Raw genomic sequence first — 25,612 nt, forward strand, 5'->3', positions numbered from 1 at the left:
TTAGTATGTGTCAAAAAGCACTACATTTAAGATACATTTAACTTATGCCGCTTAAACATTTAGATAGTTTTGCAGTCATACCACCAACTAGCTTAAACTTATGGATACTCGTAAAGTCGTCCTTTCGATCTTAGGATTACTGTTGATAATTGCCTCTGTGTTTGTTGCCAAAGCAATAATCGCAAGCAAGTTTACCCCCAAGCCCCAACTTCAAAAAATTGTAAAGACTGTTTTTGTAGACACCGTTAAAAATGGTACGGTTCCTATTAAGGTTCCCGCCAACGGTAATCTGATTGCGCGGCAAAGAGTTGAACTATATGCCGAGGTTCAGGGCGTGTTTCGTAGAGGTAGCAAACTTTTTAAGACGGGTCAGCGATATAATGCCGGAGAAACCATTATAAGAATTGATGCGGCCGAGTTTTCAGCCAGTGTTCAATCTTCAAAGAGTAATCTTTATAATCTTATAACCTCGATAATGCCCGACCTCAGGCTTGATTATCCTGAGATATACCCTAAATGGCAAGAGTATTTGAGCGGTTTCGATGTTGACAAGAGTACGCCACCACTACCTGAAATGACAACGGAAAAAGAACGCTTCTTTATTTCAGGCCGAGGTATATTGACCGATTATTACAATATTAAAAACTTAGAGCAACGTTTGGCAAAGTATAGAATCGCCGCGCCTTTTAATGGGGTTTTAACAGAAGCTCTAGTTACCGAAGGAACATTGATTCGCTCTGGCCAAAAACTGGGTGAGTTTATAGATACAGGGGTTTATGAGCTAGAGGTTTCTGTAAGCAAAACGTATAGCGACCTCTTAAAGGTTGGTGAAAAGGTTGAATTGGTCAATTTAGACCATACGAAGACTTTCGAAGGTACGGTAGTGAGAATTAATGGAAGTGTAGACCAAGCCTCACAGACAATTAAGGCTTATATAGATGTAAAAGACCAATCGCTTCGCGAAGGTATGTACCTTGAAGCGAATTTGAATGCGAAGTCAGAGACCGATGCCATTGAAGTTGACAGGGGGCTGCTGCTTGAAAACGACCGAATTTTTGTAGTAAGAGATTCTATCTTAGATCAAATAGACGTCAAACCGGTCTATTTTTCTGACAAGAAAGTGGTTCTCAAAGAGATCCCCGATGGAACGACCATAGTTTCAAAGCCCGTAGTCGGTGCCTATGTAGGCATGCTTGTAAAGGTTTTCGAAGAGCAAGGTAACCAGTAAACCGCACTCCAATGAAAAGTATTATATCTTACTTTATCAAATACCATGTTGCGGTAGACGTTTTTATTATCGCGTTTTTCATCTTTGGTATTTTTGGCATGTTGAGCCTTAAATCATCATTTTTTCCACTTTCCGATTCAAAGAACATTACTATTAATATCACCTACCCTGGAGCATCCCCTCAAGAGGTAGAAGAGGGTATCGTTCTTAAGATTGAAGATAACCTTAAAGGTCTGGAAGGTGTAGATAGGGTAACTTCTACTTCTCGTGAAAATAGTGGCCTTATCAATGTTGAAATCGAAAAAGGTAGGGATATCGATTTTATGTTGCTTGAGGTTAAAAATGCAGTTGACCGGGTACCATCTTTTCCCTCGGGCATGGAGCCTCTAGTGGTATCTAAGTTAGAGGCTATTAGGCAGACAATAAGCTTTGCTATAAGTGGGGAACATGTTCCTCTGGCAACCTTAAAACAAATTGGGCGGCAGGTTGAGAATGAACTTCGCACCATTGACGGTATTTCACAAATTGAAATGACCGGTTATCCCGAAGAAGAAATTGAGATAGCCGTTAATGAAAATAGTCTACTGGCCTATAACCTTACTTTTACCGATGTCGCGCAGGCCGTTTCAAGAGCGAATATTTTGGTAACGGGCGGTAATATAAAAACGGATGCTGAAGAGTACCTCATTAGGGCCAATAACCGCTCTTATTACGGTAAAGAGCTTTCCAATCTGATTATAAAGGCCGATGTTTCCGGTCAAACAGTGCGCCTTAAAGATGTAGCCATAGTTCGCGACCGATTTGCCGAATCACCGAATGCATCTTATTTCAATGGTCAGCTTTCGGTAAATACTTCCATTACCAGTACCAACACCGAAGATTTGATTTCTTCAGCCGATAAGGTGAAAGAATATATTGAAGAATTCAATCAAAGGCACAATAACATTCAATTGAATGTGGTGAGCGATCAGTCAAAAACCTTGAATCAAAGAACCCAACTTTTGACCGAGAACGCGATTGTGGGTATGATTTTAGTGCTGATTTTCTTATCCCTTTTTCTAAATACAAGGCTAGCATTTTGGGTAGCATTTGGTTTACCCATTTCTTTCTTGGGAATGTTCATTTTTGCTGGTTATTTCGATGTTACCATTAACGTGCTTTCTCTCTTTGGAATGATAATCGTAATTGGTATTCTTGTAGATGACGGTATTGTGATTGCCGAAAATATATATCAGCATTACGAAAAAGGAAAGTCGCCGATTCAGGCCGCTATTGATGGTACAATGGAGGTGATACCGCCAATCGTATCGGCCATCATTACAACCATTTTGGCTTTTTCAATATTTCTTTTTTTAGACGGTCGAATTGGAGAGTTTTTTAGTGAAGTGTCGGTTATAGTCATACTGACATTGGTGGTTTCGTTGGTAGAGGCGCTCATCATTTTGCCGGCTCACTTAGCGCACTCAAAAGCTTTGGCACCGTTGGAGAAAAAACCCAAAACTAAAATAGGGCAAGCTTTTGCCAAATTAAGGCGAATCAATGAAATGGGCGACCGTTTAATGATTTGGATGCGTGACAAAGCCTACAGTCCGGCACTCCGTTTTGGGCTGAAAAACAAAGTCTTGACATTTGCTTTTTTTGCAGTGGCACTTATATTGACCATCGGGTCGATGGGTGGTGGAATTGTTCGTACATCATTCTTTCCAAGGGTAGCCAGTGATAGGGTTTCGGTCGAGCTATTGATGCCCAATGGTACACACGAAAAAGTTACCGACTCCATCATTAGTCTGATTGAAGAAAAATCGTCAATCGTTAATGAAGAGTTGACCGAAAAATACCTAAAAGGTACGGGCAAGCAACTTTTTGAAAATACCATCAGAAATCTAGGCCCTGGCTCGTCTTCTGCAACTTTGATGATCAACCTGCTGCCAGGGGAAGAAAGGCCTGATGAGATACGTTCTGACATGGTCACCAACCGATTGCAAGAATTGGTAGGGCCCGTAATCGGGGTAGAGAGTCTTATCTATGGCTCCGGAGGTAATTTTGGAGGTAATCCGGTTTCCGTTTCGTTGCTTGGTAACAATATAGAAGAGCTCAAGGCCGCCAAGAATGAGTTGAAATCAGTTCTATTAAACAACTCTTTATTAAAAGATGTGGCCGATAATGATCCAGCTGGTATTAAAGAAATACGCTTAGAACTCAAAGAGAATGCCTATCTCTTGGGGCTTGATTTGCAAGCTGTCATGAACCAGGTAAGAGCTGGTTTTTTTGGAACACAAGCGCAGCGCTTTCAAAGGGGGCAAGATGAGATTAGGGTATGGGTCAGGTATGACCGAAATAACCGCTCGTCCATTACAGATTTAGATGAAATGAGAATCGCGACGCCTAGTGGTAGTAAGGTTCCCTTGAATGAGATAGCTAATTATACCATAGAGCGGGGCGATGTGGCTATCAACCACTTAGAAGGCCAACGTGAAATACAGGTTTCCGCCGATTTAAAAGATGAAAAAACCACTACGGCGGCAGATATCATGTCAGATATTAGAATCAATGTAATGCCTGAAATACAATCAAAATATCCTACGGTAAGGGCGTCTTATGAAGGGCAGAATAGAGAGGCGGCCAAAATGACCAATTCGTTGAGAGTGGTCGGTCTTTCGGCTCTATTACTGATATACATAACCATTGCTTTTACCTTTAGGAGTTTCAGTCAGCCTTTGCTTCTTATTTTGATGGTTCCTTTTAGTTTGACTGCGGTAGCTTGGGGCCATTGGATACATGGTTTTCCTGTCAATATGCTCTCTATGTTGGGTATAATCGCTTTGATAGGTATTATGGTCAATGATGGCCTGGTGCTGATCAGTAAGTTCAACGGTAACCTACGGCAGGGCATGAAGTTCGAAGATGCTATCTACGATGCCGGACGTTCTCGATTCAGGGCCATATTTTTGACCTCGGTAACGACCATTGCCGGTCTGGCTCCGCTATTGTTGGAAAAAAGTAGGCAGGCACAATTCTTAAAGCCTATGGCGATATCTATTTCTTATGGTATCGGCTTCGCCACTATTCTTACACTTCTAATGTTGCCATTGTTTCTTTCTTTTAGCAATCGTCTTAAAGTGAGCAAAAAATGGCTTGTTACCGGTAAGGATATAAGTAAGGAAGAAGTTGAAAGGGCAATCATAGAGCAAAAAGAGGAAAGGGAAATGAACCGGGTATCTGTACATTCCTTAAATGGAAGATCCAACGGTAAGGAGGTTCATTTAGAGGAATTTGAAAGCCAAGAATAATTACGAATGAGATTAACTAAAATGTTTGTTCTTTTGCTCTGTGTTGTATACGGCACAGGACTTTCGGCTCAAGAACAGGTACTGTCAAAAGATGAGGCCATAAAAATGGCATTATTGAACAACTTTGATATCAAAGTGGCCCGAAATCAGGTCGACATTGCTAAGAACAATAAGGGAATCATGAATTCTGGGTATTTGCCCAGTTTATCGGCAAGTGCCGGCGCTAACTATAATAGGGATGATTCTAATATTGAATTCCCTGGTCAACTTCTAGAAGATGGGTCTCCAAGACCGGACCAAGAGTTGGTAAAGGCAGAAGCCCAGCGTTATAACTCCGCACTTAATTTAAATTATACCCTTTTTGATGGAATGGGTAGGTATTATACCTATAAGCAGTTAAAAGAACAATACCAGTTGACAGAGCTGCAAGCAAGGGAAACCATTGAGAATACCCTACTTCAACTTTTTAGTGTTTATTTTGAGGTGGCCAGACTTACCGAAAATAAAAATGTACTGGAGCAGGCCTTGGAAATCTCTTTACAGCGTATAACCCGTGCAGAGTATTCATTTGAGTATGGTCAAAATACGAAGCTTGATATATTGAACGCTCAAGTTGATGTAACCAACGATAGTATAAATCTCCTGAATACGCTGCAACAATTAGAGAATACCAAACGAGATTTGAACGTAGTGTTGAGTAGGGATTTGAACTCGGCTTTTGAGGTCGATACCTTGGTGCAGTTTATTCCGAAACTTCAGTTAGAAGAACTCATTTCGCAGGCTGAACTGAACAATGTGGCAATACTTCAGTCAGAAAGGTCATTGACCATTAATGAATATGATATCAAAGTAAATAAATCGGGTTACTTGCCCAATGTAGGCTTGACCGGTACATATGGTTGGAACTTGAACCAGAGCGCGCCATCGGCTTTCTTTCCGGGTACTAACAATGAAACTTGGAATTTCGGTCTCGGAGCCAGTCTCACATGGAATATTTTTGATGGGGGAGGAACTTCGGTAAGGGTGAAAAACGCCAAAATTGCCTACGAGAACCAAGAATTGGTGCAAGAGCAAATCAAATTACAGGTAGAACGAGACGTTCAGAATGCCCTTGCTATTTTTGAAAACAGATTGAATATTTATCAGATTCAAGAACAGAACGTGATTACCAATCAAAATAATTTTGAACGTTCTAAAGAGCAGTTTCAATTGGGTAGAATCACCTCTATTGAGTTTCGTCAAGCCCAAATTAACTTGCTGAATGCCCAGACGAATAAAAATTTGGCTAAATATGATGCGAAGTTGGCAGAGCTTCAATTGCTTCAATTGACCGGGCAATTATTGAACATTCAGATATAAATATTGTATTTCTTCTTTTGGCTAGCGCAATAGCTGTTGTTTAAGCCATTATTTCTTTGTAACATAGTTCACTCTAAAGAGATTACTATGACTGCAACAATAGGTATCGGAATCGTCGGAACAGGTTCCATCGTCAACAATTATATCAAATGCATCGATGAACTGGATAATGCTAAATTAGTCGCTATCTACACCAAATCAGAAGATAGGGTGAAGACCGCTACCTCGCAGTTCGGCGTCCCCGTTTTTAGTGATATGAATCAATTTTTGGAACAAGATTTTCAGTTGGTCTGTATCTGCAATGAAAGCGGAAGACATGGTGAGGCTATAGTCGCAGCAGCGAATGCCAAAAAACATATCTTGAGTGAAAAGCCATTAGAGGTGACCACCTCTAAGATAGATGATGTCATGGCGGTTTGCGAGAGTAACAATGTAAAGTTGGGGTGTGTTCTTCAAAACCGATGTAGTGATGATTATAGCTTGCTAGAAGATGCTGTCAAATCTGGTAAGTTGGGCAAAATCATTATGGGTAATGCCCACATCAATTGGTATCGCTCAAAAGATTATTATTCCGGCAGTGATTGGAGGGGAACTTTAAAATATGATGGTGGTGCAGCCTTTATGAACCAGGGTATACATACCATTGACCTCTTGATCAATTTGATGGGAGAGCCTTCTTCGGTATTTGGTAAGGTAAAGACCAGTGTTCATACTATTGAAGGCGAAGATGTTGGTAGTGCCATTCTTGACTTCGATAACGGTTCTATTGGTAATATCACGGCAGGCACGGCATTGACTCCAGGTTACCCAGAACGATTGGAAATTTATGGAGAAAAGGGTAGTGTTCTGATGGAAGCGGGTAAAATAGTACAATGGAATGTACCTGATACAGCAGCGCCAAATATACAAAGCAAAGGAGATGGTAGCGGTGCGGCCGACCCAACAGCTATAGGTCATAAAAATCATAAGATTGTTCTTGAAAATATGTTGACGGCAATAGTAAATGACGGTCAGCCCATGGTCGATGGTCGTGAGGCGAGAAAAGCAGTGGCAGTTATTAATGCTATTTATGAATCTTCAAAATCGGGAAAACCCGTTTCACTTTAACTTCATGTATGTTTGAGCATTTTTTTCAATGCCCTTATTGTTGGGAAGAAATTTCAATGCTATTGGATAGTTCGGTGACCGAGCAACAATATGTTGAAGATTGTGAGGTATGCTGCAACCCCATAGAAATATTTTCAGTATTCGAATCAAATGAACTGGTTGCTTTCGAAGCCAATAGTTTAGAGCAATAAAGCCTTAGTCGACGACCTCTATTTTACCGCCGAAAACCTTGTCTTTGTCTATTTCTTTCGGGTTGCCATAAATATAGATGGAACCACCTGCCCTTACCTTGGCGTCAACTTTCTCACTGGCATTGACGTCTGCTCTTCCGCCGGCATTCACCACCACGGTGGTCTGTTGAGTGTTTAATTGCTTGTTGTAAATCTTACCGCCGGTATTGACCATTACTTCCTGTAATTTTGAACTACCGGTCAAAGTTATTTCCCCTCCTGAAATAGATTTGGTATAAAGATCTTGAAGTTCGATTTTCAAATCGATTTTGCCTCCTTCTTGAACTTTTATTTCTACCCTTTCCGAAGCGGTAACGACATCTTCTGAATTTATTTTGGCATTTTCGTTGGCATCGATGAGGGTTAGGTCTTCGGTATGGTATAAGGTAGCCTTGGCTTCATCACCATCCATAAAGTTATCAAACTCCATTTTTATTTTAAGAAGTCCATTCTTGTTTGAGATTTCCACTTCGTCCTTATCATCCCCAGTTATGACCAATTTGTTCTCCGAACCTTTGACCAAGGTTACCACTATGCGGTCATAAGCCTTTAGCTGGGTGAACTTCTCAAGAGTTTTAGTGTTCGATTTTTGGCTGAAAAGAGTGGCTGAGCAAAGGGTTGCTACAATTAATAGTACGAAGGTTCTCATTTTCTCATTTTGATGATGAAGCTCAAATATAGGGCATTTTCAGCATAGTGGTCTGTAATAAAAGTACTTCAAGTTTCTATAAATTGGTTTGAGGAAACCCTCATCGGGCAAGTCATAAAGAATAAGGCCTGTTTTTACTTTTCTGCTCGGAAAAAACCTTTAATTTTAGCGAAAACCGAACAATTTAAACTTTCCGAATGAAAAAAAATATTTTCTGCCTGACGTTGTTGGCGGGTGCCTTGTATTCCTGTTCAACTAAAAAGGCAGTAAGTGGGGCCTCAGAAGCTCAAGTAACTACCGAACAACCAGTAAAAAGTACAGTAAGTTCTAGCACCGAAGGATATACTGAAAATGTGCCTGCCACCGAAGTGAGTTTTGATATGGTTTCGATTCCCGGTGGAACCTTTATGATGGGTAGCCCCGAGGCTGAAGCCAACAGAAAAACGGATGAAGGACCTCAAAAGAATGTAGAGCTTGACCCGTTTTATATGGGGAAATATGAAGTGACGTGGGATCTTTTTGAACTATTTTTCAAGCAAAATAAAGAGCTTTTTGTTAAGCTTGATGATGATAGGGTAATGAAGGTAGATGCCATTACAAGACCTAGCCCACCTTATGAAGACCCTTCATACGGCATGGGTAAAGATGGCTTCCCGGCGGTAAGTATGTCAGCGTATTCCGCTTTGGTTTTCTGTAAATGGTTAAGTACCATTACCGGTAAATTCTATCGTTTGCCAACCGAGGCCGAATGGGAGTATGCCGCTAGGGCCGGAACAACCACTGCATATAGTTTTGGTGACGATATTTCTCAAATAGACGAGTACGCTGTTTATTACAAAAACTCTGAAAGCAAATATGCCAAGGCGGGAAGTAAAAAACCAAACCCTTGGGGCCTTTATGATATGCATGGTAATGTGGCCGAATGGACACTTGATGAATACAAAGAGGATGCCTATTCGACTACAAAAGATTCGAACCCTTGGGTAACACCAACGGTAATACACCCTCGTTCGTACAGGGGTGGCTCTTGGGATGATGATGCCGATAAATTACGTTCGGCCTCCAGAACAGCTTCCAGCTTAAAACAGCAGAAGAGAGATCCTCAGATACCTAAAAGCTTTTGGTGGTTCACTGATTCAAATTATGTGGGTATGAGATTGGTAAGCCCCGTTCAACAACCTTCTGCCGAAGATCAAAAGAAATTTTGGCAACAAGTCTTGGACGAATAAAAGAATTAAGAATCTTTGAAGTTGATCCCATAGTTTAAAATGTTTTAAAAATGCCGTTGTTATAGATGGCCTGAATAGAATTACAATGAAATATATTATTGCGGCATTCTTGATGCTCGGCACGATTTGTACAAATGCACAGCAAGAATTTAGCTTGAATGAAGAAAGTACCTTGACCATTGACGGAACATCGACCATTCATGATTGGACGGTCAATGCCGAACAATTGCAAGGAGAATTGATTGTTGATGGTGGAAAGCCAAAGAAAATTGATTTTGCCGTTGCAGTAGAGGGTATTAAAAGTGAGCGTGGTGCCACGATGGACAATAAAATGTACAATGCCCTTAAAAAGGATGAGCATCCGAACGTTACTTTTAGTTTAACCGAAGTAAAGGGTGAGGGTGTTCTTGTTGGGCAACTTTCGATTGCAGGTTCTCAGAATGAAGTTGAGATTCCTGTTTCTATTTCTGATGATGGCGGTTACAAAATTACTGGGGAGTACAAACTTGCACTTAAAGATTATGGTATTGAACCACCAACTGCCATGTTCGGGCAAATAGTGGTGGGCGATGATGTAACTGTCAAGTTTGACCTAAAATTTGCCCAGTAAGTTCATTGCAGCCAGCTAATGTAACCTTTAAATAGATGATTTCATCAGTGATGACTTTAGGGGAAAAAATCAAACAAAAGGCTCGTGAACTTGCCCCAAAGTACATTGATGTTAGAAGGTATCTACATGCGCACCCAGAGCTTTCTTTTCAAGAATTTGATACATGTAGGTATCTGAAAGACCAACTTTTGAAGTTGGGTGTTAACGATATTCATTCCGTGGCCAATACAGGTTTGTTGGCCACCATCAAAGGCGGAAAAGAGGGCAGGCAACTGGTCTTACGCTCCGATATGGACGCATTGCCTATTCTCGAAACCAACGATGTCGAGTTTGCTTCTCGAAATGAAGGCGTAATGCATGCCTGTGGTCATGATGCCCACATGTCTTCTTTATTGCTCTGTGCAGAGATTTTGATAGATTTAAAAGAAGAACTGAGAGGAACCGTGCATTTGCTGTTTCAGCCCGCAGAAGAGCTAATGCCCGGCGGGGCCAGTTTGGTGATGAAAGAACCCGTTTATCAAAAATTGGGCCAATTGCCTCATATCGGTCAACACGTACGGCCAGATTTACCCGTTGGAACCATCGGTTTTCGTCCTGGTAAGTTTATGGCTAGTATGGATGAGCTTTTTCTAACGATTAAGGGAAAAGGGGGCCATGCGGCAATGCCCGAGAATGCCGTTGATTCGGTTTTAATAGCATCGCATATAATTGTTGCGGCACAGCAATTAGTGAGCAGAATGGCTTCTCCAAAGACACCTTCAGTGCTTTCTTTTGGAAAGGTGATTGCCGATGGGGCGATCAATGTCTTGCCAGATGAAGTCTATATTGAAGGTACTTTCAGAACAATGGATGAAGCCTGGAGGTCATCGGCTTTGAAAAAATTGAATAAAATGGTGGTTGCCATGGCCGAATCAATGGGGGCTACGGCAGAATTAAAGATTAAGCACGGGTATCCGCATTTGATCAATGATCAATCGCTGACCAGTGAACTAAGGGTAAATGCCATCAGTTTTGTCGGAAAGGAAAATGTTATCGGTCTAGACCAATGGATGGCCTCGGAAGACTTCTCTTATTACTCGCACGAGCACCCATCTTGCTTTTATATGCTAGGTGTGGGTAACAGTGATAAAAATATCGATTCCGGTCTACATACTTCTACTTTTAATATCGATGAATCTGCTTTGGAAATCGGCGGAGGCTTAATGGCATTTTTAGCTATTTCTAAATTGAGGGATTAGGAAAGTTTCATTCTATTTTTTGTCAATCTGAACTTTTATTTCGTTTTTAATGCGCAAGTAGGCAAAAATATGCTTGTTCATTGCAAAAATATTAGAGGCTTGGCTCTCTTAAATTCACTAATTTTAAATACTGCGAAAAGCGCAGCTAAATCATCCCAAAATGAAAAATGCGGTTGCCCTCGGCTTGATTTTGGGCCTGTCGATAGTATTGCTTTACCTGTATCAGGATGGCTATTTCGACAAGGTGGAAGATGATTATGCCTCGGTGGCCCTCCCGGAGACAGTAGATTATAATTTTCACATCAAGCCTATTCTTTCCGATAACTGTTATACCTGTCACGGCCCGGATGCGAATAAGCGTAAGGCAGGTCTACGACTTGATATAGAAAAGAATGCTCTTTCCGAACTTCCTGAAAGTCCTGGTCATTTTGCAATAGTAGCCGGTAGCCCTGGCAAAAGCGAGGCCTATCGAGCGATTATATCAGACGACCCGGCTGAACAAATGCCACCGCCCGAGTCGAACCTTTCTCTCACGAATTATGAAAAAAGACTTCTGAGAAAATGGATAGAACAGGGGGCAGCTTTTGAAAAACATTGGGCATTCATCCCTCCCGAAAAGAAAAAAGTACCTACAGATACCTCTAGTTATCTAAAAAATGAGATAGATGCCTTTGTAGGTTCCAAATTAAAGGAAAAAGGATTAACATTCTCCCCAAAGGCTTCTAATGACATACTATTGAGAAGAATGGCTTTAGATGTCACCGGACTGCCACCTGCCCCGGAATTGGTTGATAAATTAATGAGCGAAGCTCCCGATGAGATGCTACAAAGAGCCATTGACACTCTGCTAGCATCTCCCGCTTATGGAGAGCGTATGACACAATCATGGCTAGATGTGGCCCGTTACGCTGATTCACATGGGTATCAAGATGATAGTTACCGCACTATGTGGCCGTGGCGAGACTGGGTCATTCATGCTTTTAATGAAAACCTCTCGTATGACGAATTTCTAACCTGGCAGATTGCAGGCGACCTAATGCCCAATGCAACCAAGGAACAAATTCTGGCCACGGGTTTCAATAGAAATCACCCCATCACCCAAGAAGGGGGCGTCATTCAAGAGGAATATCGCACGAATTATGTTCTTGATCGGACCAATACCTTGGGCAAAGGTATTTTGGGGTTGACCCTTGAATGTGCCCGATGCCATGACCATAAGTATGATGCCATTTCGCAAAAAGATTATTTCGGGTTTTATGCCTTTTTCAATCAGGTAAATGAGAAGGGTATTCAAATGGATGCCGTTCAGGCCAAAAATCAAAAATTCTTTGCAGACCCTCCTTATATCGGTATTAGTGCCAAAGATACGGTTGGGGTACTGTCTTTTGTGAATATGAACGGTTCAAATCCCGTAAATGTCATGGTGATGAACGATTCAGCACCAAAAACAACGTTTGTACTTGACAGGGGAGAATATGACCGCCCGACGGATTCGGTGCTTCCCGGTACGCCATCAATTATACTTCCGTTTGCGAACGATTTGGCCAAGAATCGTTTGGGTCTGGCTCAATGGTTGACCGATAGAAAAAATCCTTTGACCGCGCGCGTATTGGTCAATAGAATTTGGGGTACGCTTTTCGGAAGGGGATTGGTAGAAACTTCCGAAGATTTTGGGGTGCAGGGTAGTTTGCCGACCCATCCAGAATTATTGGACTGGTTAGCGGTTGATTTCATGGAAAACGGATGGGATATCAAGTATCTAATTAAAAAAATAATGCTTTCTGCAACTTATCAACAGCGCTCTGAACTTACCCCTGAACTAGAAAAGGCTGACCCTGAGAACAAGTGGTTGGCCCGGGCTGGGCGTTTCCGAATGAGTGGGGAAATGATAAGAGACTATATATTGGCTACAAGTGGTCTTCTGAACCGCGAAATCGGTGGCCCTAGTGTACGACCTTATCAACCTGAAGGGCTTTGGGAAGAAACCAACGCCGGTAGTGAAAGAGGGGTTCTCACAAGTTATGTACCCGATAGTGGCGATGATCTTTACCGCCGTTCACTTTATACTTTTTGGAAACGTACCCTTCCACCTCCTTCGATGACCATTTTCGATGCTCCTAATCGAGATTTTTCTGAGGTGCGGCGGCAAAAGACCAATACACCCCTGCAAGCTTTGGTACTTCAAAACGATGTTCAAATACTTGAGGCAGCTCGGGTGTTGGCCGAAAAGATGCTTAATGATGGGGGAAAGGACAATCTTGTTCCCCAGTTGTTCGAAAGAATATTGGTGCGTAGCCCTCGGAAGGAGGAACTGTTAACCCTCACGGCCTACTATCACGATGCATTAAACACCTATGGGTCAAAACCCAAGGATGCTGAAAAATTGGTGGCGGTGGGAGATTATCCTCACCTGAAAACAGACCCCGTGAGTACGGCGGCACTTATGCTAACTGCACAAGTAATCTACAATCTAGACGAAACTATTACCAAGGAATAAACGAAAGAAGCTATGGAAGAAAAGGACAACAAAAAGGAAAACCCGTTGAAGGTGAACAGGCGTCACTTTTTCTCCCAATTGAGCGTGGGCATAGGTTCACTGGCTCTTGGTTCATTGTTGATTCCCGACCTTTTCAAGAATACTGGCGGTCAGCAAGCCAGCCAGCCGTTGGGGTTGCCCCACTTTGCACCAAAAGCCAAAAGGGTCATTTATCTATTTCAGGCCGGTGCCCCTTCTCAATTGGAGACTTTTGACCATAAGCCTATTTTGAGAAAACGAATGGGGGAGGATTTGCCGGAATCGGTGCGTAATGGACAACGATTAACGGGAATGACCGCTAATCAAGAAAAATTCCCCTTGATGCCCCCAGCAGTGAACTTTAAGCAATATGGTCAGAGTGGCACATGGATCAGTGATTATTTCCCTCATATCGCTAAAATCGCAGATGATATAACGGTTGTGAGAAGCATGCATACAGAGGCTATCAATCATGATCCCGCTATCACTTTTTTTCAAACCGGAAGTCAAATATCAGGTAGGCCCAGTATGGGCTCTTGGCTAAGTTACGGTTTGGGTAGCGAAAATAAGAACCTACCCTCGTTTGTAGTACTTACCTCTAGAGGCAAGGGTAACAGTCAGGGGTTGTATTCAAAACTTTGGTCAAGTGGTTTTCTTGATTCAAAGCACCAAGGCGTGCTTTTGCGTTCAGGCAAAGACCCGGTACTTTACCTAAATGATCCAGACGGTATATCTCGCTCTACTAAAAGAGATTTGCTGAATGAGGTATCAGAACTGAATAGATTGCATCATGTAGAGACTGGAGACGATGAAATAGAATCACGAATTGCCCAATACGAAATGGCATACCGAATGCAAATGTCTGTGCCGGATGTGATGGACATTTCGAAGGAGCCAGAATCAGTTGTCAAATTATACGGTGAAGATTGTCAGGTGCCCGGCACTTATGCTGCCAATGCCCTTCAAGCTCGAAGGTTGGCTGAAAATGGGGTGCGTTTTATTCAGTTATACCACCAAGGCTGGGATCAGCATGGGAATCTACCTGATGAGATGGCGGGCCAGGCCAAAGATGTTGACCAAGCTTCGGCTGCTCTTGTTATGGACTTGAAGCAACGAGGTATGCTTGAAGATACCTTGGTCATTTGGGGAGGTGAGTTTGGCCGCAGTAATTATTGCCAGGGGAAATTCGATCCTGCCAATTATGGTAGGGATCATCACCCAAGGGCATTTAGCATTTGGATGGCCGGAGGAGGAATCAAGCCAGGCCTTAATTATGGACAAACCGACGAATTTGGGTACAATGTAGTAGAAAATCCGGTGCACATCAACGATTTTCATGCTACGCTCATGTATGCCTTGGGTCTCGACCATGAACAACTTACTTATAAATATCAGGGTAGAAGATTTAGGCTCACCGATGTGGCCGGTAATGTGGTTAAAGACTTATTGGCTTAATGGTTGCACAAGGTTTTAAGGGCCGTTGGGTAGAGCTTATGGTCTTGGCGCTTTCGGTATTTCTTGTTTTTTGTCTCATTTTTGAATCCTTTATTGAATTGCCGTCGATAGTCGGGTGGATGGGTAGGTGGCACCCATTGATACTGCATTTTCCTATTGTACTGCTGGTTATTATTGTCTTTCTAGGCTTTACAGGTCGGGAGATTCCCAAACTTCTTTTTCAGATTGCGGTAATTACCGTTTTATTGACTGCGATATCGGGTTTTTTTCTGGGGAAAAGTACAGGTGAAAAGGGAGCTTTGTTGCTCTGGCACCAATGGCTGGGGGCTTCTTTGGCTTTGGTGGCAGTTCTTTTATATAGATTCCGGGCAGAGCTTCAAAAGAGTTTGATTCTCAGGAAAGTATGTATGGGTTTAATTTTGTTATTGGTCGGGTTCACTGGTCATTATGGCGGTATGATTACCCATGGGGAAGATTTTCTGGCTTTACCAGGCGCAGACGGCCCCAGAGAACTGCCGGAAGACCCTCAGGTGTACTCTGATTTGGTGGTTCCTATTTTGGAGGATAAGTGCATGTCGTGCCATAATCCCGACAAGCGAAAAGGAGAACTATCGGTCAAAGGGTTCTCATCTTTAATGAAAGGAGGGGAGAGCGGAAATACGGTCTTACCTGGAAATTATGAAGAGAGCACTTTGATAACAAGATTGCACCTTCCTTTAGAGGATGAAGAACATATGCCGCCTGAAGGAAAGTCTCAATTAGAAGTCGAGGAAATAACTATTCTGGAAAGGTGGATTGCCTTAGGAGCCTCGGATACCCTCCAATTATCCTTACTTGCACCATCAGAACCATTGGCGGGTATAATCAAGAAAATGATGGGCGCGGCATCTAGTAGCGATTGGTCTCGATTACCTATGGTGGCAGATGAGACTATTGATCAACTTTCCAATGATTATTTGACTATTACAAGAATGGCCGGTGGGTCTAACGCCTTGGGTATCGATGCTTTTCCGCCACCGGAATACGACTCCAAACCCATTCAGGATTTGGAAGCGGTGGCCGCAAACATTGTTGAACTTGACTTGAGCGGTTTGCCGATAGGTGATAACGAGATGAATATGGTGGAGAAGTGTGCCAATTTAGAATGGTTAGAGCTTGATAGAACTCCGGTTACCGACCAAGATTTTCAAAAAATTACGGGTCTTAAGCAGCTCAGGCTCTTAAAGATATACGGCACCAAAATTTCTGACCGGTCTATTTCGGTAATTCAAGGTCTTGAAAATCTAAAAAGGCTTTACATTTGGAGTACGGAAGTAAGTAATGAGGCACTTGAACAATTAGCCCGACAACGACCCGATATTGTTATCGAAAAAGGTATCGACGATAAGATTCAAAACTTTTTGGAGGCAAAGGATACGGTGCCGAACCTAGAAAAGAAAGAATAGGAATGAAGTTTGATTTAAAAGGAAAAAATGCCATTGTAACTGGTGGCGGAAGTGGTATTGGTAGGGCGATTTCAAGAACATTGGCTTCGCATGGTGCACATGTTCATATCTTTGAACTGACCAAAGAGTCTGCCAATGATGTCGTTGAAGAAATCAATAATCAGGGCGGAACTGTTCACGCTTATAGCTGTAATGTATCCAATCAAGATGAGGTGAAATCAAATGTGGCTGCTATTGCTGAAGAAGGCAGTATTGATATATTGATCAACAATGCAGGTATCGCACACATCGGAAATGTTGAAAAAACGACGGAGCAAGATTTCGATAGAATCTATAATGTCAATATCAAAGGTGTGTACAATTGCATTCATGCGGTCATACCGTTTATGAAAGAAAAAGGCGGGGTTATTCTTAATATGGCCTCTATTGCCGCCACTGTAGGAATCAAAGATAGGTTTGCCTACTCAATGTCAAAAGGGGCGGCTTTGACTATGATGTACTCCGTGGCCAAAGACTATTTAGAGTATAATATACGTTGCAATAGTATTTCACCGGCAAGAATTCATACCCCATTTGTAGATGGGTATTTAAAAAATAACTTTCCTGATACGGCAGAGGAGAAATTCAATCAATTGTCGGCTACTCAACCTATAGGGCGAATGGGTAAACCCCAAGAGGTGGCCGATTTGGCGCTGTATTTATGCTCCGATGAGGCTTCTTTTGTTACCGGAACCGATTTTCCTATTGATGGAGGATTTATTCGCCTAAACGGTAACTAACGTAAAACAGGTCTTCCGTAAAGCAGGAAGAATACGGTTTCGTATTGGTCTCCTAAACTATCTCTAAGTCTATTGTAGGCTTTTCTTATTTGTACTTCAACCGTACGAACGGAAATAGAGAGGTGCTCCGAAATTTCTTTATTGGTAAGCCCCTCCTGTTTGCTAAGTCGAAAAATCTCGCGGCACTTCGGGGGTAATTTTTCTATCTCTTTCGATAAAAGTCCGAGAAATCTTTCCAGCTTATATTCGTTGGTCTCTTCTACGACTTCGAACATGTGTTTGTAATACTTGTCTTCAAGAGGCAACAACTTTTTGCCTTGCCTATATTCATCAACAAATTCATGATAGGCCATTTTGTAAAGAAAACTTTGAATGGGGTAATTGGCTTTTAGTTTTTTTCTGAACTTCCAAGTTTTGATAAAAACGTTCTGAACAATGTCTTGGGCCAACGCCCTATCATCAATTAAAGTAAGGGTATAGGCAAACAATTTTCTATGGTATTTTTCTAAAAGAAAAATGTAGGCTTCTTCCTTTCCTTTGCTTAAATCCTGTATCAAAGCCTCATTGTTATTGTATGTTGCCATATTGACGATATGTTAATTTTAAAACTAAAATTTGGATGAATTTAAAAAAATATCCATAAAAAGTAAGTGTATTGAAAATTTTGAACGTAATAATTAATAGAGCAACCTGAATTTGTATGAAATTAAGTTCCCTCGAAACACTTCTAGTGAAGTTTATGGGCAATTCTGCCAACGGTAATGATTTAGATGAACTAAACGAATACCTTGGGCAAGATGATTACAAAGGTTTTATCAAAAATTATTTAAGAGCACATTTTGTCGTTTTATATAAAATGAACCAACCCGATTTAGAACAGACCAAAAAAGAACTATTAAAAGAGATAAGGCGGGACAAAAGGCTCACTCTTAAAAGAAACCTCTATCAAGGTTTAAAGTATGCTGCGATACTCGTTTGTTTTATCGCTGTAGGAATTTATATGTTCACCAGACAAGAGAATGAACTGAGCCCTCAAATTCCCGCAACGGAAAATGTAATCACGCTCGAACATTCGAACGGTCAGGTCGAGGAGATATCCGAATCTGGCAACCTTTCAATTAAGAGTAAAAGCGGCGAGGTAATCGCACAGCAGTCGGGCAACAAAATAAGTTTCAACTCCCAAGCTGCCTCCAATGAAAAAGTAGAATACAGTACCATCACGGTTCCGTATGGCAAAAATATAACCTTGGCGCTCTCTGATAGTACCGAAGTCATCATGAATGCAGGAAGCCGTATGACTTTTCCCAACCGATTCAGAACAGGGTACAAGCGGAAGGTGAAACTTTCCGGCGAAGCCTTTTTTAAGGTGGCTCATGATGAAAAACATCCGTTTATTGTTGGTTTAGATAGCTTAGACGTTCAGGTTTTAGGAACTGCTTTTAATGTAGCTAACTATACTGAAGATGCTACTACAGAGGTTGTTTTGGTAAATGGATCGGTCGAACTGGTGCCCACTACAGAAAGGGTTGCGAAGGTGTTGTTAAAGCCTGGCTTTAAAGGCACTTTTTATAAAAACAGTTCAAGAATCGAAACGGCAGAAGTACCTACCGATTTATATACTTCTTGGGTAAATGGGTATGTGGTCTTTAGAAACGCCCCTTTCAAGAACATTCTACAAAAGCTTGAAAGGCATTACAATGTTACCATCAATAACCCCGAGGGGCACTTGGTAGATGAAAAATTCAATGCTACCATAGATGTGCAACATGAAACGATCAGTGAGGTGCTCGATTATTTCAGCAAAATTCACAATATCAAGTTTCAGGTCAATGATGACCAAATAACAATTTTAAAAAAATGAAGAAAGTATGAAATAACACTCTAACAAGGTTGCTCGTAAAAAGGGGTAGCCATGATCGAACAAAAAGAAAAATCGGAGGATGTTCGCACCACCCCCCGATTATAAGCGATTATTAAAAATAACCACTCTAGACATTCAAAATTATGAAAAAACGGTTGAATTCCGTAGGACAAAAGTCCTGCCTATTCAAATTACAGATGAAATTATCGCTACTACTCATTACGATGACGATTGCGATGCAAGCCAAAACAACTTATTCCCAAAACAGAATCACACTTGATTTGGAGAATGTTACCCTTTCAAGGGTAATAGATGAGATTGAAGCCAATACCGAATTCAAGTTTATTTTCAACTCTGAATTGGTAAATACAGAACGGGTTCTAAGCTTGAGCGTACGCAACGGAGAAATTAAGAAAGTACTGAACATGGTGTTCAGGCAGAATCCGAATGTCGCTTACGAAATCTATCGCGACAAAATTTTATTATTACCAAGTAAGTCGACAAGCCCAAGTGGTGTAACGACTAATGCTCCACCGCAAGAAGAAGTTGAGGTCAACGGAACTATTCTTGACGATCAAGGCACGCCGTTGGCGGGTGTCAACATTGTTGAAAAGGGCACCGGTAACGGACAGATTTCCGATTTCGATGGCAACTTTACTATCAGCGTAGCAGACCGAGAGTCTGTGTTGGTATTCAGTTATTTAGGCTTTGAAACAAAAGAAGTTTTGGTCGGTGATGCCACACAATTGGATGTTGTGTTAAAAGAAAGTGCCCAAGGCTTAGAAGAAGTCGTTGTGGTCGGTTATGGTTCGGTCAACAGAAGCGATTTGACCGGTTCGGTATCGACTGTTGATTCTGAAGAACTGACCGCTTTGCCTACCACTGATGTTCAACAAGCCTTAAAAGGTAGGTCGGCCGGTGTTAGGGTAACCCAAAATTCAGGTCAGCCCGGATCTTCTGTTCAAATTCAAATTAGGGGGGGTAACTCTTACCTGGGGGACAATAACCCATTATATGTGGTAGACGGCTTTCCGATTACGGGAGGAATAGATTTTCTGAACCCGTCTGACATTGAAACGATTGATATACTAAAAGATGCTTCTGCTACGGCCATTTACGGTTCTCGTGGTGCCAATGGTGTGGTAATGATTACCACCAAAAAAGGAAAAAAAGGGCAGCGTGGTGTTGTTGACGTTCAGAGCTACTATGGCGTTCAGAACGTAATGAAAACCTATGATTTACTGAACTCACGTCAGTTTGCCGAAATGGCAAATGTGGCAGCGGTTAATGAAGGTCTTTCAGAACCTTTTGATTTAAATAATTTGCCCAATGTAGAAACCGATTGGCAAGATGAGATTTTTAGGGCGGCCCCGATTCAAAGTCATACCTTGACATTTTCGGGAGGTAGCGAAAATTCTTCTTATTCAGCATCTGCAAACTATTTTGAGCAAGAAGGCACCATATTGAATACGGGTCAGCGAAGGGGTTCAATTCGTCTGTCTTTAGATAATCAGGTGAATGACTGGATTCGTCTTAGCGCCAATACAGTGTTAACAAGGTCTAGGGTAAACCGGGCCAATGTTAACAATGGTAATGCAGGTAATAATATCTGGTCTGCAACCCTACAGGCCCCTCCTACAGTGTCCCCTTTTGATGCTGAGGGTAATTACAACGAAATCGATTTCTATGATTTTAGCCCTGTATCTATCAGCAATCCGTTGCTTTATACAGAGATTAAAGATCAGGCGCTTACCTCAAAGATTTTAGGAAATATTGCTGTCGAGTTTGAGCTTTACGATAGACTCAAGTTAAAGGTGTTGGGTGGTACTGAGCAAGAATTTAGAGAGAATAACTATTACTCGCCATCGCTTTTGGTCAAACGAACTCCGCAGGGTTCTGCAAGCTTCAATATGTTCAGGGGAATTTCATATCTGAATGAGAATACCTTATCATATGACGCTACCATTGGTGAAGATGATCGATTATCAGCTGTAGCCGGTTTTACGGTACAGACATTTAGAGGAAAGACCAATGGGTCAAGTGCCACGGGGTTTTCTACCGATATTTTGCAGGACAATGCCCTGGGTATAGCTGAGAGTACCTTACCAAATTCAAGTGATGTAAGCGACTGGAAACTTTACTCTTGGTTAGGTAGGGTCAACTATAGCCTGAACAATAAATATTTGTTTACCGCCAGCGTGAGGGCCGACGGTTCATCACGTTTTGGTGATAACAATAAATGGGGTGTCTTCTCTTCCGGATCTTTCGCTTGGCGATTGAGCAATGAAGAATTTCTTTCGAACTGGGAAGCGTTATCAGACCTTAAACTACGGGTCGGTTACGGTGAAACGGGTAGTACCGCTATCAACCCATACCAATCTTTGAATACATTGGGTGAGGCCAGAACCACTTTCGGAGGATCAGATGTTGTCGGCTTTGCCAATGTTTCGGCCCCGAATCCTGACCTTAAATGGGAAACCACCGGTCAACTGGGTGCCGGTATCGATGCTTCATTTTTAAATGGTAAGTATCGCATCAATATTGACTATTACAAGAAAAACACCAAAGACCTTTTGGCTATCATTCCTCTTCCTGGATCGACAGGTTTCACCTCGTTGGTAACCAATTTAGGAGAGATTCAGAATATGGGGATGGAATTTAGTCTAGGGGCTACTTTTGGAAAGGAAGATTTTACTTGGGATGTCAACGGACAGTTATCCTTTAATAAAAATGAAGTTATAACCATTGGTGAGGATATTTTTGGAGGTGCTTTGGATATTCCTTTCAACTCACCCGTGAACATTGCCCGTGAAGGAGAACCTCTCGGTATGTTCTATGGTTTTATTGAAGATGGCTATGATGACCAAGGGGTTATTCAATACCAAGACCTGAACAATGATGGTGAGGTAACGAACGAAGACCAGACCATACTTGGCGGGCCTTATCCTGACTTTATCTATGCACTTAATTCCACTTTAAATTACAAGTCGCTAAGTCTCAATTTGTTTTTTGAGGGAAGTGAGGGTAATGAGCTTTTCTGGGCGACCGGAGGGTATATTGCCAACTCTTTCAGTACGGGTGGTAATCAAATCGTTGATGTATATAACGACTACTGGACACCTCAAAATACCGATGCTGCTTATCCGGCACCAAGTGAGAACCGGGCGCAGTTGAGAACATCGGATAGATTTGTAAAAGACGCTTCTTATCTGAGGTTGAAAAACGTAAAGCTGGCCTATAACATTCCTGTTCAGAGCATCAAGCCGGCATTGGCGGCGTTACAGGTTTACATTAGTGCACAGAACGTATTTACGGTGACCGATTTTCCGGGTCTTGATCCAGATGTTAATACAAGGGGAGGTACAGGCGATTTGCGAATCGGTATTGCCCAGACTTCGTACCCTAGCTCAAGAACGATTACTCTTGGTATGAACTTGAAGCTTTGATTAATCACCTAACAATTTAAAGAGATGAAAAACAATATATTAGTAATAAGTGGCTTGATTTTAGGTCTGCTCTCATCTTCTTGTGAGGATGCTTTAACGGAGCAACCCGAAAGCCTTTTGGTCAAAGAAAATTTTTATAAGAATGAGACTGATGCCTTTTCGGCATTGGCAGCGGTTTACGGAACTTTTCGCTCGGGCGGCGAACGTTATTTTCCGGTAACCTATTTTATGGCAACCCTTGAAAACAGGGCCGAATATTCAAATGGTAGAGGTAGTCAGGCCGGGTTTAGCAAATACGATGGCCCTTTGGACAATACCAGTCAAGAACGCGTGTTCGCGGCCTACAATGATATTTACTTGGGTATCAATCGTGCCAATTCTGTTATCAGTAATGTGGCCAAGATAGAAGATATGAACGATGACCTTCGGTCGCAATACGTGGCTGAAGCTAGGTTTCTAAGGGCATTTTTCTATATGAACCTGGTGAAATACTGGGGCGGTGTACCCTTGAGAACCGAAGAGTTTGTAAGCCTTGACCAAATTCCGGCGCCTAGGGCTTCCGTTCAAGAAGTTTGGGATTTCATTATTACCGAGCTCAATGCAGTGATTCCTGATTTGGCCGATACATTTTCTGATGCCGATGCGGGCCGTGCCACTTCGTGGGCTGCTAGAGCCGCTTTGGCCGATGCTTATCTGAATACCGAAGACTGGGCTTTGGCGGCAGAAACGGCCGATAATGTGATTGTAAATAGTCCTTACTCGTTTGTAGAGGTATCGGTGGCCGATGATTTTCTGAATATCTATGGTCCTGAGGTCATAACCCATTCCGAAGATATTTTTGCGGCCCATTATTCCGAGACCAACGGTAATGATGTACCTCGCTTTATACATAGGGCGAACACTGGTTTCTCGGTGGGCGGTTTTCACGCTTGGCTGCCTGTAGAGAATTCTATTTTGGGTTCTTGGGATATCAATGATTTGAGAAGACAATTCAGTTTGTATACCGAATACATTGATGAAAATGGAGAAGTACAGCAGTTGCCTGAAGATTCTCCGATTTTATTTCATAAGTATAGAGATGCCAACGCGCCAAGTGCACCTCAGAGTAGAAATAACATTCCTTTCTATAGGCTGCCTGAAATGTACTTGATCTATGCCGAGGCCACTAGTGAGGCGAACGGAGGTCCAACCTCTTTGGCTACCGAAAGATTGAATATGGTTAGAAGAAGAGGTTACGGATTGCCACTGAATACAGCTTCTGCGGAAGATTATCCTGCCGGTATGTCTCCAAGCGGTTTTAAAGATGCTGTGCTAAATGAAAGGGTATATGAAATGAACCTTGAAATGAAACGCTGGAACGATTTGTTAAGAACGGGTAGGGCGCAAGAACTGGTAGAGGCTACCGGTAAAACGTGGAGCGATGTGTCCCTGCTATTACCGTTGCCAGTTGATGAAATAAACAATAATCCGGCCATGGGTCCTGAAGACCAGAATCCTGGCTATTAAAGTTGATTACTGTTAGTTGATGTTAGTTTCTATGAACCAGGCCGTTGTACCGGCGGTCTGGTTTTTGTTTTCATGAAATTCGAAACGGTCAAATGAATTTAAGCAGAAGAAAAAAGAATTTTTTAAACCCAATACGCCTTCAGCAGCTTTTGGCGGTTATGGTACTGATTTGCTTTGTATCTTGTAGTCAGAGAGATACGAAGAAAGAGGTTCGGCCAAATGTAGTTTTTATTTTGGCTGATGATTTAGGGTACGGTGATATTGGGGCATACAATGCCGACTCAAAGATACCGACCCCTAACCTTGATAAACTTGCATCTGAAGGTATAATGCTCGAAAATGCTTATTGCCCAATTTCAGTTTGCTCGCCGACTAGATATGCTCTAATGACGGGCACCTATCCATGGCGAAGTTGGAACAAACACGGGGTGATGAGAAATTATGAGCCTTCGATGATGGATGCAGATATGATCACATTGGCAGAGATGTTCCAGCAATCAGGTTATTCGACCGGCGGTTTTGGTAAATGGCACCTAGGGGCCACTTTTCCCACGCTTGATGGTGAGAGACCGACCGGTTATGGTAAATTTTATGCCAAGAACAATGGCTCAAATCTAGATTTTTCTAAACCTATCAGTGACGGACCTACTGACCATGGTTTTGAAAACTGGTATGGGTTTAGCTGCGCCAGTGAGTGTTGGGTATTTGAAAATGATATGGTTGATGCCTACCTCGAACATGACTATTATACTGTGGACCAAGCGCCAGGCGCTGAAAATTTGACCTCATTGCCCATGAATAGTTTTCTCAACGTGATTACAGATAGGGCACTGAAGTTTGTTGGGGAAAATCAGGATAAAGGTGAAGAGCCTTTTTTCCTCTATTATGCGCCATATGTACCTCATGTGCCTTTGGCCGTTAGTGATTCTTTTTTAGGAAAAACGGAGGCCGGTCCATATGGTGATTATGTTCACGAACTTGACCATTATATTGGCAAGTTGTTGAAAGGCCTAGATGAGATGGGACTCAAAGAGAATACCATCGTACTATTTGCGAGTGATAATGGTTCGGTTTTTCGAATGACCTATAAAGGTATGGAAGCTTCGGATGACAACAACAGGGTTCCAGGGCATTATATAGATACGGTCGGTACAAGTTTTTTACAAGAAAAAGACCTTACCGATAAACATATACCAAACGGAGAATTAAGAGGTTGGAAAAGAACTGCTTGGGAAGGTGGTGTTCGAACCCCATTTATCGCAAGTTGGCCCGGTCATTTTCCTGAGGGAACCACCAACAATACAATTTTTGCCCTTAACGACGTATTGCCAAGTCTAGGCTCATTATTGGATTTTAAATTTCCTGAGGATTTCAAAATAGATGGGGTTGACCAATTTTCAGTTTGGGAAAACAAAAAGGGACCAAGAGAAGCCTTGGCCATACAATCGGGTAACAATGTGTTCGGGTATCGTAAAAATGAATGGAAGTTGATAGTGATGCCTATGGGGCCTAAAGACAATAGAACGGGCCATTTTTACGAGTTGTATAATCTTGAAGAAGACCCGCAAGAACGAACCAATTTGGCTGATAAACATCCCGATTTGGTTCAAGAACTGCATGAAGAATTAAAACAATACCTATAACCAAATCAGTTCTTCTACCGAA

General features: G+C 42.0%; 18 protein-coding genes. 16 read left to right on the forward strand and 2 right to left on the reverse strand.

Annotated elements, in window-relative coordinates; translation table 11 throughout:
• Positions 1–100 precede the first annotated feature (100 nt).
• From IL356_RS07220 to IL356_RS07240, 5 genes are all read left to right on the forward strand, one after another.
• The gene (locus tag IL356_RS07220) at positions 101–1,228 is read left to right on the forward strand and encodes an efflux RND transporter periplasmic adaptor subunit (RefSeq protein ID WP_121850111.1); all 1,128 of its coding nucleotides are present in this window, start codon (positions 101–103) and stop codon (positions 1,226–1,228) included.
• An 11-nt stretch (positions 1,229–1,239) separates the two neighbouring features.
• Positions 1,240–4,518, forward strand: coding sequence for an efflux RND transporter permease subunit (locus IL356_RS07225; protein WP_121850110.1), 3,279 nt, complete (start codon positions 1,240–1,242; stop codon positions 4,516–4,518).
• A 6-nt stretch (positions 4,519–4,524) separates the two neighbouring features.
• On the forward strand, positions 4,525–5,877 hold the full coding sequence (locus IL356_RS07230) for a TolC family protein (RefSeq protein WP_121850109.1): 1,353 nt from the start codon (positions 4,525–4,527) through the stop codon (positions 5,875–5,877).
• Positions 5,878–5,964: 87 nt separating this feature from the next.
• Positions 5,965–6,984, forward strand: a complete 1,020-nt coding sequence (locus tag IL356_RS07235) for a Gfo/Idh/MocA family protein (protein WP_121850108.1) — start codon at positions 5,965–5,967, stop codon at positions 6,982–6,984.
• 8 nt (positions 6,985–6,992) lie between these two features.
• Positions 6,993–7,175: a CPXCG motif-containing cysteine-rich protein gene (locus IL356_RS07240; protein ID WP_121850107.1), complete on the forward strand. Its 183-nt coding sequence runs from the start codon at positions 6,993–6,995 to the stop codon at positions 7,173–7,175.
• A gap of 4 nt (positions 7,176–7,179) precedes the next feature.
• Here the strand turns inward: IL356_RS07240 and IL356_RS07245 are convergent, their stop codons facing one another.
• On the reverse strand, positions 7,180–7,863 hold the full coding sequence (locus IL356_RS07245) for a head GIN domain-containing protein (RefSeq protein WP_121850106.1): 684 nt from the start codon (positions 7,861–7,863) through the stop codon (positions 7,180–7,182).
• A gap of 197 nt (positions 7,864–8,060) precedes the next feature.
• Here IL356_RS07245 and IL356_RS07250 point away from each other — a divergent pair, with 197 nt between their 5' ends.
• From IL356_RS07250 to IL356_RS07280, 7 genes are all read left to right on the forward strand, one after another.
• Entirely contained in the window at positions 8,061–9,092 is a 1,032-nt protein-coding gene (locus IL356_RS07250; protein WP_121850105.1) for a formylglycine-generating enzyme family protein, read from the forward strand.
• A gap of 85 nt (positions 9,093–9,177) precedes the next feature.
• Positions 9,178–9,702, forward strand: a complete 525-nt coding sequence (locus IL356_RS07255) for a YceI family protein (RefSeq protein ID WP_121850104.1) — start codon at positions 9,178–9,180, stop codon at positions 9,700–9,702.
• A gap of 35 nt (positions 9,703–9,737) precedes the next feature.
• A complete protein-coding gene (locus IL356_RS07260) occupies positions 9,738–10,940 on the forward strand; it encodes a M20 metallopeptidase family protein (RefSeq protein WP_205601258.1) in 1,203 nt (400 codons plus the stop codon).
• A 160-nt stretch (positions 10,941–11,100) separates the two neighbouring features.
• A complete protein-coding gene (locus IL356_RS07265) occupies positions 11,101–13,437 on the forward strand; it encodes a PSD1 and planctomycete cytochrome C domain-containing protein (protein ID WP_121850102.1) in 2,337 nt (778 codons plus the stop codon).
• Positions 13,438–13,449: 12 nt separating this feature from the next.
• Positions 13,450–14,910 carry a DUF1501 domain-containing protein gene (locus tag IL356_RS07270; RefSeq protein ID WP_121850101.1) on the forward strand — a complete coding sequence of 487 codons (1,461 nt, stop codon included), beginning with the start codon at positions 13,450–13,452 and terminating at the stop codon, positions 14,908–14,910.
• A complete protein-coding gene (locus tag IL356_RS07275; protein WP_121850100.1) occupies positions 14,910–16,355 on the forward strand; it encodes a c-type cytochrome domain-containing protein in 1,446 nt (481 codons plus the stop codon). Before IL356_RS07270 ends, IL356_RS07275 begins: the two co-directional genes overlap by 1 nt.
• A 2-nt stretch (positions 16,356–16,357) precedes the next feature.
• Positions 16,358–17,134 carry an SDR family NAD(P)-dependent oxidoreductase gene (locus tag IL356_RS07280; protein ID WP_121850099.1) on the forward strand — a complete coding sequence of 259 codons (777 nt, stop codon included), beginning with the start codon at positions 16,358–16,360 and terminating at the stop codon, positions 17,132–17,134.
• Here the strand turns inward: IL356_RS07280 and IL356_RS07285 are convergent.
• The gene (locus IL356_RS07285) at positions 17,131–17,718 is read right to left on the reverse strand and encodes an RNA polymerase sigma factor (protein WP_121850098.1); all 588 of its coding nucleotides are present in this window, start codon (positions 17,716–17,718) and stop codon (positions 17,131–17,133) included. The two genes, IL356_RS07280 and IL356_RS07285, sit on opposite strands and share 4 nt — an antisense overlap.
• A gap of 116 nt (positions 17,719–17,834) precedes the next feature.
• On the opposite strand from IL356_RS07285, the gene IL356_RS07290 reads away from it, so the two are divergent.
• From IL356_RS07290 to IL356_RS07305, 4 genes are all read left to right on the forward strand, one after another.
• Positions 17,835–18,995 carry a FecR family protein gene (locus IL356_RS07290; RefSeq protein WP_121850097.1) on the forward strand — a complete coding sequence of 387 codons (1,161 nt, stop codon included), beginning with the start codon at positions 17,835–17,837 and terminating at the stop codon, positions 18,993–18,995.
• A gap of 197 nt (positions 18,996–19,192) precedes the next feature.
• The gene (locus tag IL356_RS07295; protein ID WP_162987944.1) at positions 19,193–22,441 is read left to right on the forward strand and encodes a TonB-dependent receptor; all 3,249 of its coding nucleotides are present in this window, start codon (positions 19,193–19,195) and stop codon (positions 22,439–22,441) included.
• 24 nt (positions 22,442–22,465) lie between these two features.
• The gene (locus tag IL356_RS07300) at positions 22,466–23,947 is read left to right on the forward strand and encodes a RagB/SusD family nutrient uptake outer membrane protein (RefSeq protein WP_121850095.1); all 1,482 of its coding nucleotides are present in this window, start codon (positions 22,466–22,468) and stop codon (positions 23,945–23,947) included.
• A gap of 92 nt (positions 23,948–24,039) precedes the next feature.
• Positions 24,040–25,590: a sulfatase family protein gene (locus tag IL356_RS07305; RefSeq protein ID WP_121850094.1), complete on the forward strand. Its 1,551-nt coding sequence runs from the start codon at positions 24,040–24,042 to the stop codon at positions 25,588–25,590.
• The last annotated feature ends 22 nt before the right edge of the window (positions 25,591–25,612 follow it).

The sequence above is a fragment of the Euzebyella marina genome (assembly GCF_014855515.1).
Classification (GTDB): domain Bacteria; phylum Bacteroidota; class Bacteroidia; order Flavobacteriales; family Flavobacteriaceae; genus Euzebyella; species Euzebyella marina.

What these genes read in the sequence shown, in the direction of transcription:
- IL356_RS07220 (WP_121850111.1), top strand. Translation starts at nt 101, where the DNA reads ATGGATACTCGTAAAGTCGTCCTTTCGATCTTAGGATTACTGTTGATA.
- IL356_RS07225 (WP_121850110.1), top strand. Translation starts at nt 1,240, where the DNA reads ATGAAAAGTATTATATCTTACTTTATCAAATACCATGTTGCGGTAGAC.
- IL356_RS07230 (WP_121850109.1), top strand. Translation starts at nt 4,525, where the DNA reads ATGAGATTAACTAAAATGTTTGTTCTTTTGCTCTGTGTTGTATACGGC.
- IL356_RS07235 (WP_121850108.1), top strand. Translation starts at nt 5,965, where the DNA reads ATGACTGCAACAATAGGTATCGGAATCGTCGGAACAGGTTCCATCGTC.
- IL356_RS07240 (WP_121850107.1), top strand. Translation starts at nt 6,993, where the DNA reads ATGTTTGAGCATTTTTTTCAATGCCCTTATTGTTGGGAAGAAATTTCA.
- IL356_RS07245 (WP_121850106.1), bottom strand. Translation starts at nt 7,863, where the DNA reads ATGAGAACCTTCGTACTATTAATTGTAGCAACCCTTTGCTCAGCCACT.
- IL356_RS07250 (WP_121850105.1), top strand. Translation starts at nt 8,061, where the DNA reads ATGAAAAAAAATATTTTCTGCCTGACGTTGTTGGCGGGTGCCTTGTAT.
- IL356_RS07255 (WP_121850104.1), top strand. Translation starts at nt 9,178, where the DNA reads ATGAAATATATTATTGCGGCATTCTTGATGCTCGGCACGATTTGTACA.
- IL356_RS07260 (WP_205601258.1), top strand. Translation starts at nt 9,738, where the DNA reads ATGATTTCATCAGTGATGACTTTAGGGGAAAAAATCAAACAAAAGGCT.
- IL356_RS07265 (WP_121850102.1), top strand. Translation starts at nt 11,101, where the DNA reads ATGAAAAATGCGGTTGCCCTCGGCTTGATTTTGGGCCTGTCGATAGTA.
- IL356_RS07270 (WP_121850101.1), top strand. Translation starts at nt 13,450, where the DNA reads ATGGAAGAAAAGGACAACAAAAAGGAAAACCCGTTGAAGGTGAACAGG.
- IL356_RS07275 (WP_121850100.1), top strand. Translation starts at nt 14,910, where the DNA reads ATGGTTGCACAAGGTTTTAAGGGCCGTTGGGTAGAGCTTATGGTCTTG.
- IL356_RS07280 (WP_121850099.1), top strand. Translation starts at nt 16,358, where the DNA reads ATGAAGTTTGATTTAAAAGGAAAAAATGCCATTGTAACTGGTGGCGGA.
- IL356_RS07285 (WP_121850098.1), bottom strand. Translation starts at nt 17,718, where the DNA reads ATGGCAACATACAATAACAATGAGGCTTTGATACAGGATTTAAGCAAA.
- IL356_RS07290 (WP_121850097.1), top strand. Translation starts at nt 17,835, where the DNA reads ATGAAATTAAGTTCCCTCGAAACACTTCTAGTGAAGTTTATGGGCAAT.
- IL356_RS07295 (WP_162987944.1), top strand. Translation starts at nt 19,193, where the DNA reads ATGAAATTATCGCTACTACTCATTACGATGACGATTGCGATGCAAGCC.
- IL356_RS07300 (WP_121850095.1), top strand. Translation starts at nt 22,466, where the DNA reads ATGAAAAACAATATATTAGTAATAAGTGGCTTGATTTTAGGTCTGCTC.
- IL356_RS07305 (WP_121850094.1), top strand. Translation starts at nt 24,040, where the DNA reads ATGAATTTAAGCAGAAGAAAAAAGAATTTTTTAAACCCAATACGCCTT.